Source organism: Paenibacillus sp. JT31N11, assembly GCF_056269285.1.
Genome location: NZ_JBWDNQ010000007.1, coordinates 246,807 through 259,125 on the forward strand (window position 1 = coordinate 246,807; position 12,319 = coordinate 259,125).

The 12,319-nt window shown below is 53.5% G+C and carries 12 protein-coding genes; 2 read left to right on the forward strand and 10 right to left on the reverse strand.

The genetic code is table 11. The features are described from left to right. Positions 1-4: 4 nt before the first annotated feature. The 6 genes from AC0YNV_RS23705 to AC0YNV_RS23730 all read right to left on the reverse strand — a co-directional run bounded on the left by AC0YNV_RS23705 (position 5) and on the right by AC0YNV_RS23730 (position 6,537). Positions 5-814 (reverse strand): DeoR/GlpR family DNA-binding transcription regulator, encoded by an 810-nt coding sequence (locus AC0YNV_RS23705; protein ID WP_475770218.1) that lies wholly within the window; start codon positions 812-814, stop codon positions 5-7. Between the two features lie 73 nt (positions 815-887). Further along, entirely contained in the window at positions 888-1,955 is a 1,068-nt protein-coding gene (locus AC0YNV_RS23710) for an ABC transporter ATP-binding protein (RefSeq protein WP_475770219.1), read from the reverse strand. After that, positions 1,952-2,878 (reverse strand): ABC transporter permease, encoded by a 927-nt coding sequence (locus AC0YNV_RS23715; protein ID WP_475770220.1) that lies wholly within the window; start codon positions 2,876-2,878, stop codon positions 1,952-1,954. Before AC0YNV_RS23715 ends, AC0YNV_RS23710 begins: the two co-directional genes overlap by 4 nt. 42 nt (positions 2,879-2,920) lie before the next feature. After that, the gene (locus AC0YNV_RS23720; protein ID WP_475770221.1) at positions 2,921-3,805 is read right to left on the reverse strand and encodes an ABC transporter permease; all 885 of its coding nucleotides are present in this window, start codon (positions 3,803-3,805) and stop codon (positions 2,921-2,923) included. Positions 3,806-3,921: 116 nt separating this feature from the next. After that, complete coding sequence (locus tag AC0YNV_RS23725; RefSeq protein WP_475770222.1) at positions 3,922-5,070, reverse strand: ABC transporter substrate-binding protein; 1,149 nt, start codon at positions 5,068-5,070, stop codon at positions 3,922-3,924. 948 nt (positions 5,071-6,018) lie between these two features. After that, positions 6,019-6,537: a CcdC protein domain-containing protein gene (locus AC0YNV_RS23730; RefSeq protein ID WP_475770223.1), complete on the reverse strand. Its 519-nt coding sequence runs from the start codon at positions 6,535-6,537 to the stop codon at positions 6,019-6,021. 214 nt (positions 6,538-6,751) lie between these two features. On the opposite strand from AC0YNV_RS23730, the gene AC0YNV_RS23735 reads away from it, so the two are divergent. Both AC0YNV_RS23735 and AC0YNV_RS23740 read left to right on the forward strand, forming a co-directional pair. Then, complete coding sequence (locus tag AC0YNV_RS23735) at positions 6,752-7,912, forward strand: sensor histidine kinase (protein WP_475770224.1); 1,161 nt, start codon at positions 6,752-6,754, stop codon at positions 7,910-7,912. Positions 7,913-7,929: 17 nt separating this feature from the next. Then, positions 7,930-8,601 carry a response regulator gene (locus tag AC0YNV_RS23740; RefSeq protein WP_475770225.1) on the forward strand — a complete coding sequence of 224 codons (672 nt, stop codon included), beginning with the start codon at positions 7,930-7,932 and terminating at the stop codon, positions 8,599-8,601. An 8-nt stretch (positions 8,602-8,609) separates the two neighbouring features. Here AC0YNV_RS23740 and AC0YNV_RS23745 read toward each other — a convergent pair whose 3' ends face one another. The 4 genes from AC0YNV_RS23745 to AC0YNV_RS23760 all read right to left on the reverse strand — a co-directional run bounded on the left by AC0YNV_RS23745 (position 8,610) and on the right by AC0YNV_RS23760 (position 12,170). Further along, on the reverse strand, positions 8,610-9,467 hold the full coding sequence (locus AC0YNV_RS23745; RefSeq protein ID WP_475770226.1) for an alpha/beta fold hydrolase: 858 nt from the start codon (positions 9,465-9,467) through the stop codon (positions 8,610-8,612). 121 nt (positions 9,468-9,588) lie between these two features. Next, complete coding sequence (locus AC0YNV_RS23750) at positions 9,589-11,064, reverse strand: multicopper oxidase family protein (protein WP_475770227.1); 1,476 nt, start codon at positions 11,062-11,064, stop codon at positions 9,589-9,591. After that, positions 11,064-11,399 (reverse strand): hypothetical protein, encoded by a 336-nt coding sequence (locus tag AC0YNV_RS23755; RefSeq protein ID WP_475770228.1) that lies wholly within the window; start codon positions 11,397-11,399, stop codon positions 11,064-11,066. Before AC0YNV_RS23755 ends, AC0YNV_RS23750 begins: the two co-directional genes overlap by 1 nt. Positions 11,400-11,648: 249 nt before the next feature. After that, the gene (locus AC0YNV_RS23760) at positions 11,649-12,170 is read right to left on the reverse strand and encodes a TetR/AcrR family transcriptional regulator (protein WP_475770229.1); all 522 of its coding nucleotides are present in this window, start codon (positions 12,168-12,170) and stop codon (positions 11,649-11,651) included. Positions 12,171-12,319 lie beyond the last annotated feature (149 nt).

The following is a 12,319-nucleotide window of genomic DNA, read 5'->3' on the forward strand; positions in this document are numbered from 1 at the left end:
GGCGTTATTCCTCCTTCATGTATTCGGACGCTGCCGCAATCCACTGCACGCCGGATTGATCAACGGCATCCTTCCATTCATCCGGACATTCCACATTGCAGATGATAGCCTCAATCCCGTCAAAAGGCATGATTCGCGCGAAAGTCGTTACGCCCAGCTTCGAATGATCGGCCAGGACGACAACCCTCTGCGCGCAGCGGGCGAACAGCTGCGACATGGACGCTTCGTTTGCGTCGTAATCGGTTATGCCGTCGACGAGCGATACGCCGCCGACCGACATGAACGCGAGGTCCACCCGGAACTGCTCCATCATCCGTTCGCATAAGGGACCGCTGATCGACTGCTGCTCCGGGTTGAGCTCACCGCCGAGCAATGTCACCTTGCCGCGGAACCGGCCCTGGTTCAGCGAGTCCGAGAGGACGGCAGCGACAGCGACGGAATTGGTAATGACTTTGAGCTGCTGCTTGTCCTGAATCGCCATAGCCAGCTCCATAGCCGTTGTGCCAACATCAATCACAATGGTGCTTCCATCCTCGATCCAGTCTGCGGCAGCCCGGCCGATCGCCCGTTTCTCCTCCGCATTCTGGCTCTTCCGCAGCGCATACGGCGGTTCCGAGGGGCTGTAACCGGAATGCCTGACGGCCCCGCCGTAAACCCTTCGAAGCTGGCCTTCCCTCTCCAGCACATCCAGATCGCGCCGGATCGTCTCCGAAGACACCAAGAACCGGTTCGCAAGCGGAAGCACATTCACTTTTCCCTCACGGTCAAGGATTTGCAGAATAAATTCTTTTCTCTGTTCCGATGAAACTGACAATTGCAACTCACCTCAATACTATTCGCTTACCTTTCATGACAGCCATTGCCGCTTGCGGCGGCATTCTATGCGCCTATCCTTCCAGCGGGACGCACGCGTCCCGGTCGACTGTGAGGCGGACCCGGCTGCCCGGCGCAAAACGGCGGCTCGCCGGCGCATTCAACTCGTCGGTCGTGATGCTCAAATTCCCCACTCTGACCGTGTAGCGCAGCAGTGCGCCAAGTGCCGTGCATTCCGATACGGTGCCATTCATCCGGTACGAGTCCGTGCCGGCGTCCGTTGCATTGTCCGCACCCCCATCTTCCGCTGAGGCCATCCGTACCGCTTCCGGCCGGATGGCGAAGGCTGCCAGTTCGAAGCGTCCGGCTGAAGAAATCGCCGCTCCCCCGATACCCGCCATTTCATCTGCGGTCAGCACGTTGTAGTTGCCGATAAAACGGGCGACAAACGCCGTTTTGGGCCTCGTATATATTTCCTCGGGGGTTCCGTTTTGTTCGATCCGGCCCTGATTCATAATGCAGATCCGGTCGGACATCGTAAGCGCCTCTTCCTGGTCATGCGTCACGAACAGCGTCGTCATGCCCAGCTCCTGCTGAATGCGGCGGATTTCCAGCCGCAGCATTTTCCGGATTTTCGCATCGAGTGCGCTGAGCGGCTCATCCATCATCATCAGCTTCGGCTGAACGGCAAGGGACCGGACCAGCGCCACCCGCTGCTGCTGGCCTCCGGACAGCCTCTGCGGATACTGTCCGCTTTTCTCCGACATGTCGATGATCTCGAGCATTTTCTTGACCGTCCGCTCGATTTCGGCGCGCGGCATGCCCTTCATTTTCAGCCCGAAGGCAACATTCTCGTAGACCGTCATGTTGGGGAACAGCGCATAGGCTTGAAAAACCATCCCGACATTCCTTTTCTTCGGCGCCATGTTCGTAAGATCGACCCCGTCCAGCCGGACGGTGCCTTCGTCAATTCCGGTCAAGCCGGCCACGCAGCGAAGGAGCGTGCTCTTGCCGCAGCCGCTGGGACCGAGCAGCGTGACGAATTCGCCCTTCTCCACTCCCAGCGACAATGCATCCAGCACCGGCGCTGCGCCGGCGGTTCCGAAAAACTTCGATACGCCTTCAAATTCGACATAGCTCATCTAAGTTCCTGTCCTCCCTGCAAGTTGATTCCGCCCGCAGCGGTTCCCGGGTCCGAATGCCTGCCCTTCTTGGTCCCGGCTGCCGCCGGCTTGTCGTCGTCCGCACCGGAAGGCGCGTTCAGCACCCGCTTGCCCAGTTTGAGCATCACGCCTGAAATAATGGCAACCAGTACGAAATACGTAATGGATACCGCGCTCGACAGATGTCCGCTCTCCCCCTGCCGCCGGTACAAATAAATCTGGATCGTTTCGTATTGTCCGCCGACCAGCAGGTTCGCCAGCACGAATTCGCCGAACAGCACCGCAAACGAAAGCAGCAGCGATACGGTAAGGCCCGGCATAACGTTCGGCAGCAGCACATAACGGAACGTCTGCCAGCGTCCGGCGCCCAGCAGCATCGCCGCGTCCTGGAGCATGACGGCGTTGACCGAACGCAGGCTGTTGCGGATTCCCTGGTACATGAAGGGCAGAACCACGACGAAATAGGCGCCGCACAGGAGCCAGATCGTGCCCGAGATGGCCAGCGGACCGGACGAATAGAGACGAATCAGCCCGACCGCGGCAACTACGCCCGGCACCGCATAGGGGATGAGGGCCAGGATATTCAGCACCTTCTCCCATTTCGGAAACTCAAGTACGACAATGATAACTGTAGGCACCATGACCGCGGTGCTCACTATCAGGCTAATCCCGCATACGACGATCGAACGGACGAACGCATCCGTGAACCGGCTGTCGTGCAGCAGGTCCTCAAACCACTTCAGCGTCCATGATTCGGGCAAAATCGTCGTCTGCCAATTCCCTGCCAGCGCATACAACAACGTCGCCAGCAGCGGAAGAACCAGATAGATGATGAGAATCGTCCAGATGATGCGATGAAAACGGTTAGCGCGCCGCTGCCCCCGCGGCATATTCCTGTTCAAGGTTAATGCCCCTTTCCGCCAAGCTTATTCGCATGCCGTGGTTTATACATTCGTAAGCTCCTTGCGCAGGCTGCGCATCAGCCGCGCATTGACCGCCAGCGCCGCCATCATCATCAGACCGAGCAGCACCGCAAGCGCGCTTCCCAGCTGCGGCTTCGTGACGACATCGCCGGCTACAAGAGATCCGATCCGGATCGCCAGCAGATTAAAGTTGCCGCCAACCAGGGCATACGCCGTCGCATAAGCGCCCATCGAATTGGCGAACAGGATAATAAATGTGCCGGCAAGGCCGGGGAGGATAACCGGAAGCCCGATTTTCCGCCAAAACGTGAAGGTGCCCGCCCCGAGCAGGGCTGAAGCGTCCTTCCACTGCTCCTGGATGCCGAAATAGACAGGATAAAGCAGCAGCGTGGCCAGCGGAATTTGGAAATAAACGTAAACCAGCATCAGGCCGGTCCAGGAATAAAGATCGGGACTGAAAGCATCAAGCCCCCATGAATTCAGAAGAATCGTGAAAATCCCGTTATTTCCAAGCAAAATGATATAAGCAAATGCCAGCGGAACGCCGGCAAAGTTGGAGGACATGTTGGAGATCGTGAGCAGTCTCTCCCGTGCCGCCGTGGACAGTTTCGTAAGGGAATAAGCGGCGAACAGGGACACGATAAGACCAATGACGCTCGATCCGAGCGAGATCGTGACGCTGTTCGTGATCGCTTTCAGATAATACGGACTGGTCAGCGCCGTCGCATATTGGGATAATGTATAATGCGTTTCGTCATCGGACAGCAGGCTGGTCATGATCAGATAGATAAGAGGCAGCAATTCAAACATGACGATCAGCACCACGAACGGGATGAGCGCGAGCACGACGGGATTGAAGCGGTACCGCCGGGCAGCTTTCTTCTTGAGCGTCAACTGTTGGCTCATAATCTTTCCCTTCCTTATGATAGCTCGGTTGTTGTCTGCCGGCTGCGCGCGGCAGCCGGATACGGACGGCGCAGCCCTGCGCCGCCTGCATCCATGTCCACGTGAGCCGGTCCGGATTAACTCATATGGATCAGTACGTTATCCTGCCACAGCTGCGGCAGCGTCTTCGCCGTCTCGTCCCAGGCCTGATAATCCGCAATCGGCTTGGCGTTCTTATACTGCTCCAGCGGAATCAGCTTGGCGGCTACGTCGTCCGGAAGCTTGACGCTGTCGCGGATCGGACGGGCAAAGCCTTTGGCCAGGTTGATTTGGCCGGCGTCGCTGAGAATATACTCGCGTGTCAGCTTCGCCGCATTCGGGTGCGGCGCGTATTTGTTAATAATGGTCGCATAGCCGCTCACGACGCTGCCTTCCGAAGGGATAACCACTTCGAATTGATCCGGGTTGATTTGATCGCGGTAGCCAAGAGCGTTGAAATCCCACATCAATCCAACCGGAATTTCACCTTTTTCCATATTGGCTGTCGTAACATCGGCGCTGCTGATCCGGTTCTGCTCGGCCAGCTTCTTGAAGAAGTCGACGCCCGGCTGGATATTCTTCTCGTCGCCGCCCATTGCGATGGCTGCGGCAAGTACGGACATTTGCGCTTGCGCGGCTTTGGTAACGTCGCCGACCGCTATTTTATAATCCCCTTTGAGCAGGTCATCCCAGCTTTTTGGCACGTCCTTCACGAGGTTCTTGTTGACCATGAATGCGATGGTGCCCTGATACCCGACTACCCAGTTGCCGTCTGCGTCCTTCGCCCAGGCAGGAAGCTCGTCCCAGTAGGAGGTTTTGTAAGGCTGTGTTACGCCTTTCTCAGCCGCAACCGGTCCAAACGCGATGCCTACATCGCCGATATCGGCGGTAGCCTTGTCCTTCTCCGCTTCAAACTTGGCAATTTCCTCGGCGCTCGACATATCCGTATCGGTATGCTTCAGGCCGTAGTTGGTGTTCATATCCGCCCAGGTGTCTTTCCAGTTCGCCCAGGAGTCCGGCATGCCGACACTGACGACTTCGCCTTCTTCTTTCGCTTTGGCTTCCAGATCGGCCGCCGATAATTCCGGCGCTGCCTCCGAATTGACATTCGTCTGCGCATTTCCGCCGTTTCCGGCTGCCGCCGCATTGGCGCTGCCGTTATCCTTCGCCTTCGTGCATGCTGCCAGACTCACCGTCAATAGAATGATGGCCAGGAGCATAATCCCTCTTGTTAGCTGCTTCTGCATGGTTTCTTGTCCCTCTCCTTTTGTGGTTTGTTGCGGTTTCTTGTTGATTTATTTCTGTTTTCACTTTAACAGCCCTATGTTATCGGTTCTTCAACGCTGCGTGTTTCATTTGTAAAGGCTGGGGAAAACAGGTCGGGTTTGCATACAGCCCGTACACAAAACCACATTCGCTTCCCGCAGGCTCCAATTCTCTTTTTTGACGCTTAAGCGTCCGAACATATCGACTACTGCTGCTATCCCCGAACATATCGACTGCTGCTTCAACGAAGAGCCTCAATGATCCTGGCAAGTCCTATGGAATCGCCTAGCAAGGAAATTCCTGCTTATGCACTTTCACGAAGTCTCCACTGGCTCTCCAACAAGGAAATACCTCGCTGCAGTCACCCTCAGCATGCCGTTCATCATCCATGTGCAGATCCAATAAGGATTTTCCTGCTTGCAAGCATCCAAATTGAATCCCATTCATCTATAACAAGGAAAAACCCCACTGCACTTGCAACGGGACAGGGTAATGAATGGGACAGCTCTATGCGCATAAGACGCGAGAGCTTCTGATTCCGAGGAAGTTGGAGTGAGAGTATGGTCCATGCTGGAAGCTTGCAGATCAGACTGCATTTCAGAGCGAATGAGCCTGCCAAGGTGAGGAAGTGACAGCAGCGCGGACTATCTTTAACGAAGACCGGAATCGGAGAACACGATAGCAGAGGTGAGGAAGTGACAGCGCGAACGGCCTATGACAAAGACGCGAATCAGAGAAAATCACGATAGCAGTAAATTTTAATGCAGGAAAGGGCTGCCTTCCATGTTGTGGAGGCAGCCCTTTTGCCATAACTACTGTCGTTTTGCTGTTCTTTTGTGCAGAGCTCTTGCCCCATCCCTTGTAGGGTTGCCAGATACGCATCGTTTCTTTCAGAAACGCCCAGTGGCTGACGGGGACATTCGAAAGCCTTACACTCCCGACACTCTCAATTCTTGCCTGGATAATAAAATGATATTGCAGGTGACATAATAAGCGAACATAATGAGCATCAGCCCCGATGTCCAGGAACTGCCCATATCTTTCAGCCGGTCGGATAATTGAAGGCTCTGCTCGAGATTGCCGGACTGCATCATATCGTATATGCGATAAATCAAACGCCCAAAAAAAAGAATGGTTACGGTTCCGCCAATCCAGGAGCTGGGACGGTACCGCCAATTTCCGTCCCGCCGCTCGAAGCGGGTCTTGGCCGCTCCGTAACAAGCCAGAGCAATACCCAGCGCAATTCCGATCATATTCGAAATCAGGCTTACGGTGTCGAAGGCTCCTTCAACAAAGAAAAGCAGCCCGACCACGCCCAAAATAACGGTCATGATCCGCACTTTTCCCAGGTTCAGCTGCTGCCATCCAAACGTTCGGCGGACGCGCAGGAAAATCCGGTAAACAATAAAAACGCCTAAGAGCAAAGAAATAATGACTTGCCCACTCATGAACATTGCCTCCTTTATAAATTCCCGTCGATTGATGCTAATGATACCCCCTAATAGCGCTTGCGAACGACCAACTACAGATAGAACATAAACATGCATCCCTATATCTGCCGATAGATATTCGCTTAAAGACAACCGGGATTGTTGTATTCTGCCGATGGCCCGGTCTAAAATGAAGGGGTATGCAGCGAAAGGAACAAGGGAGGGGACAAATGTGGATTACCGCTCCTATGGAAAACCGTTTGCCAGCGCCGCGGTCATTTTTTTTCTTATGAATACAAACCGGATGTTTGAGGCTCCCCTTCCCCAAATCGGGATTCATCTCGTGATATGGGCGACCTTCTCCGGCATTCTGTTCGTTCCGAAAACATGGTGGACGATAACGCGGGCAGTGATAGCCGCAAGTATGCTCGTAATCGAGTGCGCGATCGGGATCATTTGGTTCCAGGAGATGAAGCTGCTTTATTTTATCGCTATCCTCCTGTTTGCCGCAGCGCTTCGCCAGTCTGTTCTCAAAGGCCAGAATACGGCGATTGCGGTCATGTTCATAACGGCGACGTTGTATATCCGGTTTGGCCATGCGGACTTGTTCAATCTCGTTTCTTTTATTCTCCTTGCCATCGTGCTTTATTTTTTTATCCGCAGCCGGATCCAGAGAAATGAAATCCATGAAATGAACAAACGGCATCTGGAAGAGCTGCAGGACGCCTATGAACAGCTGCAGGACGCTTCGGCTACTGCTTTGCAGAACGCAATCTTGGAAGAGCGGACCCATATCGCCCGTGAAATTCACGATGCCGTGGGACACAGTTTGACGTCATTGATCGTACAAATGCAGGCTTTACGCTATATGATGAAGGAAGATCCCGTCCAAGCGGGACAATCGCTGGAAGGAATGCTGGGCGTAGCCCGCCAGGGACTGCAGGACATACGGTCTTCCGTACACGCCCTTGCCGGCAACCGCACGATTCCCGGGATTGCGGCTCTGAAATCGCTGCTTTCGCGAATGGAGGCTGCGGCCTCCATCGCTTACCGGTTTCATACCGATTTGCAAGACGAGGATGTGAGCGCCGAAGTATATGAGACTCTATTCCCGGTACTGCAGGAATCGATCACCAACGTTATGCGGCATTCCCGCGCAACGCTGCTGGAGGTCGGGCTGGGCAGGGATGGGGACAGTATCGTGATGCGCATCCGCGATAACGGCGTGCTTGCGGACGATTACAAAATCAGCGAAGGATTTGGCTTGCGGGTCATGAAAGCAAGGCTGGAGGAGAAAGGCGGAAGCCTCAGCTACAGGATTGCCGAACAGGACGGCTTTGAAATTACAGCAACCATCCCAAGCGTTGATACGGGCGGGCAAATTGAATCTTAAACAGGAGGTCCGGATTTATGCCGCTCAACGGAAAAATTCAAGTTCTGCTCGCCGACGATCAGACGATGATCCGGCAAGGATTCGGCTACATCATCGGCTTGCAGGCCGATATGATGCTCGTAGGGGAGGCTGCTGACGGCGTAGAAGCGGTTGAGCTGGCCCTGCGGCTTCGTCCGGATGTCATTCTGATGGATGTTCAGATGCCCCGCATGTCGGGCATTGAAGCGGTGAAGGAGATTATGAAGCGGGTACCGGAAGCAAAGACCGTCATTTTAACCACATTTGACGACCAGGAGTATATTTATCAGGGGATTCGGGCGGGAGCGGTCGGGTATTTGCTGAAGGACGCGGAGGTTGAAGAGATGCTGGAGGCGGTCCGGTCCGCATTCAGAGGCGAAGCCGTGTACAAGACCGGACAGGCAGCCGTCGCTCTGCAGAGAGTGGCCGCACCCGGTTTTCCGGCAACCGGTGGTGACTCGAAACTCCCTCTATTGGAGCCATTGACGGACCGGGAGCAGGAGATTTTACAGGAGATGGCTTACGGGCTGCGCAATGACCAAATCGCGCAAAAGCTGTTCATTGCCGAGGGTACGGTAAAATCGCATGTACATCGTATTTTACAAAAATTCGGATGCGAGGATCGAACGCAGGCAGTGGTCTTTGCGCTCCGCAGCGGGATGGTAGAGTGACAGACTCACTATATGCGTCCAAAGAAGAAGCTTTTGATTAACTCTGAAACATGCCGGCTTTGTTCCTCCAGCACAAAATGCCCTCCGCATAAAAGACAGGTTTCAATATGATGAAGTTCTCTGCTAAAGGCATAGGCGCCTTCCAACGTAAAGATAAAATCGTTTTTACCCCAGGCTATCAGCGCAGGGGGCTGATAGGTCCGCAAATATTGCTGCCAAGCAGGGTATTCCTCTACGTTCTTTCTGTAATCGTAGCCCAGCTCCAGCTGGATTTCACTGTTTCCCGGGCGGTCCAGAAAAAACTGGTCCATCGAGTACCCGTCGGGGCTGATCAGATACGGCTGGCATACTCCGGTCAGATACTGCTTTTTTGTAAAATCAAAGGTCACCAGTTCGGAAAATGCCGCTTCGGTTGCCGGGTTTCTGTCCGCCCAAAGGGCTTTGAAGAGATCGAACGGCTGCCCCAGCCCCCTCACATCGGCCACTGCATTCTGAATGACAAATCCGAGAATACGTTGAGGACTGCGGACAGCCAGCCTGAACCCGACAGGCCCTCCATAATCATGAACATACAAGATATAGCGGGAAATACCGAGCTTGGCGATTAGCTTTTCCATCACAAGAGACAGGTTTTCGAAGGTGTAAGGATAGTCTTGGGCCGCAGGCATGCTGCTGTTTCCAAAGCCGGGGTAATCCGGGGCAATGACATGAAACCGGTCTTCCAGAAGAGGAATCAGATCCCTGAACATATGGGAGGAGCTTGGGAATCCGTGAAGCAGGATAATCGCCGGATTGCCCGGATGCCCGGCTTCACGAAAAAATATATCCAATCCGTCGATCTTTATTTTTTTGTACAGCACCATCATGTCAACATCCTTTCCGATGCTTCCATTTTCCGCCATAACAAAAATATATGTGGCTCAAGAGTCTTTAAGTATCTTCTTGTTTCGTCGGCAGCGGCGGCGGCATATCGACAGGCGGGCCGCCCTACAGATCAGGCAAATTTCCGGATTTGGTTCCTACCCGGTATGAAGTCGTGACACCCTCGTAATTGAGCATCATGCTCATGCCCATAGAGGCATGCATCAAATTATGGCAGTGCGCCATCCATAGTCCAGGATTATTGGCCAGCACATACAGCTCATAAGTCTCATCTTTCTTCGTTAGGATGGTGTCCAGAAAGACGGGGCTTCCTCTCAGGGGCTCACCGTTCCGGCTCAATACGCGAAAGGTATGACCATGAATATGAAAAGGGTGGCCGCCTCCTCCTTCGTTTGTGAGCGTGATCTTGATCCGCTCTCCTTCTTTCACCGTCATAGGCGGAATTTCGTGAAAGGACTTGCCGTTGATTGTATTAACGAATAAGTTCTGTCCGAGCCTCAGATCGAAGGTTTGATCAAAGGTCGGCTGATCAACAGGATCATCTTCTGAGGCTGTTCCATAATCAAGGAAGTCGATAAAAATATTGTTCGCCGAATGGACAGGTTCTGCTCCTTCGCCGATCGTAATCTTCAAGCCTTCCTCCGTGAGGCTTCTGACCACGGCTGTACCTTGCTCCGGAATCTTCAGCAGCAAATCATACCGCTGACCAGCTCCCATCTGGAAATTCGTATGATCGAGCAGCCCCGGTTCATGGATATCGTTGCCATCCATCGCAATGATCCGATACGGCGCCCCTTCGACAGCCATCTCCATCGTATCGTTGGCGCCATTGGTCAGCCTCACCCTGAAGGTATCGCCCGGTTTGCCGGATACCTCAAGTCCCTTCGTCCTGCCGTTAATGACGAAGCTCGAATCCAGCTTCTGCATGAGGCCGGCAATATCCTGTGCTGCGGCAGCCTTGGCCTGCTTGGGCTCCACAATGAACTGTCCCAGAAGTCCTTTTTCCGCCTGAATCGAGCTCATCTGGTGGGAATGGTACCAGTAGGTGCCAGGTTGGGATGCAATAAATTCATAAGTGAACTCCTCCCCGGGCAGCACCGCATTTTGCGTGACACCCGCTACTCCGTCTTGCGAGCAAGGGACAACCACACCATGCCAATGAATCGTTACACCCTCTTCAATGTCCTTGTTATGAAGCGTCACCATAACCCGGTCGCCTTCGGTTACCCGAAGCTCTGGGCCCGGCGATGAGCCATTGAATGTCCATGCCTCTACAGTCTTTCCATTATCCAGCTTCAACGCGGTTTGAGCGGCGGTCATCTCAAACGTACGAACCAGCGCCAGAGTATCTGCGGCTCTAATCGCATCGCAGGGAGTGACGGATGTTGCTGAAGTTTCCATCTGATGGCTGGCATGCGACATGGCATCCATAGCATGCATATGGTCGGCCATATTGATCTCCTCCGGTTTTTGAAGCCGGATTTGCCAGAAATACAGGGCGGCGGCAGCCCCGATCAGGATGACCGGCGCGAGCAGCAGTCCCATCCACAATTTACGCTTTTTGCTTGTTGTTCCAGCCATTATGCGCTCACCTTCTTTACTTCCGTCCGGTGCACAAGGATAACAATGAGCGCGCCGACGATTGCAAGCACTGCCGCTCCGAGGAATACCCGGGCGAATCCTCCGGTCAGCGCCTGAAGATTGCTGCTGCCCTCAGACAACAGTCCATTCGTTCTGGATGCCGCAGCCGCAGCCAGGACGGCCAGCCCGATCGCTCCACCGATTTGCTGGCTCGTATTGACCAGTCCGCCGGCCAGCCCTGCTTCGTTCTCCGTCACGCCGTGTACGGCAAGCTCTGTCCCTGCGACAAAAACGCCGCCAAGCCCTGCGCCAATGACAAGCGTCGGCCCGAGCAATGTGGAGCAAAGCCGCTCCTTGCCCGGCTTCTCTCCATAATCTTCACTCCTGCTGCATTTTTCATATTTGCTTCTCTCCTTTTTATTTGTTATTGATTAGCCAATTACTATTGTTTAAAATTTTTTCCGGTTCTGCTTCAGATCAAGCTTTAATTCGTTCTTGGCAACGCTTGTTGGAACAAGCAATACGTGCTGCCTTTTGTTTTGTTATTGATTGATCAATTACAGTCCTATAAAAAAATTTATATCTTATCTCTTTACCATCAAATCCGGCATATCCATGGCCATCGATACATTGCACAGCATGCCTCTTGCGAGAAAATCTGAAGTTCGGTCCCGCGCATCTTCAAACCCGGCTTGGATAAAGGCATTCTCCACGAGCTCTTTCACCTGGCCCATGCCCGTTCTCATTGCCTCCCGAATCGGTGTTTCCCGAATCGTCTGCCCCTGCATCTGAAGCAAAATTTCATTGCGGTGGGATTCCATGATCTCCTCGTAGGCCCGTGTAAGACCGATTTCCAATTGCTTGGGGGTTTCTTTGTCAATGACAATCTGGAATGCTTTTATAATTCGTTCCCATGAAACCTCCAGAGCCTCCACCAGCAGGGATTCCTTCGTAAAGAAACGATAAACGTAGGGCTGCGAGATCGACGCTCGCTCTGCGACCTGTGCTGTAGTTGCGCGGTAATAACCAATTTCAGCAAAGACCTCAATCGCGGCGGAGACAATATCTGTACGGCGGTTAGCAGAAGCTGCTGATCCTTTCGCCATGATGATGACATCCTTTCTCCAAAAGCAATTTACATTATTGATTGACCAATCACTAACTTGAATTCATCATAACCGATCTTTTTTTAGTTTGCAACTCTTATTTTGAAATGGCTAACAACCCTCCGCCAGGAGCTAAATTTAACTTCACT

Bases quoted from the DNA above. Each gene is read 5' to 3' on its own strand.
- AC0YNV_RS23740 (WP_475770225.1), top strand. From the start codon at position 7,930: ATGCCGCTCAACGGAAAAATTCAAGTTCTGCTCGCCGACGATCAGACG.
- AC0YNV_RS23745 (WP_475770226.1), bottom strand. From the start codon at position 9,467: ATGATGGTGCTGTACAAAAAAATAAAGATCGACGGATTGGATATATTT.
- AC0YNV_RS23720 (WP_475770221.1), bottom strand. From the start codon at position 3,805: ATGAGCCAACAGTTGACGCTCAAGAAGAAAGCTGCCCGGCGGTACCGC.
- AC0YNV_RS23725 (WP_475770222.1), bottom strand. From the start codon at position 5,070: ATGCAGAAGCAGCTAACAAGAGGGATTATGCTCCTGGCCATCATTCTA.
- AC0YNV_RS23750 (WP_475770227.1), bottom strand. From the start codon at position 11,064: ATGGCTGGAACAACAAGCAAAAAGCGTAAATTGTGGATGGGACTGCTG.
- AC0YNV_RS23710 (WP_475770219.1), bottom strand. From the start codon at position 1,955: ATGAGCTATGTCGAATTTGAAGGCGTATCGAAGTTTTTCGGAACCGCC.
- AC0YNV_RS23730 (WP_475770223.1), bottom strand. From the start codon at position 6,537: ATGAGTGGGCAAGTCATTATTTCTTTGCTCTTAGGCGTTTTTATTGTT.
- AC0YNV_RS23760 (WP_475770229.1), bottom strand. From the start codon at position 12,170: ATGGCGAAAGGATCAGCAGCTTCTGCTAACCGCCGTACAGATATTGTC.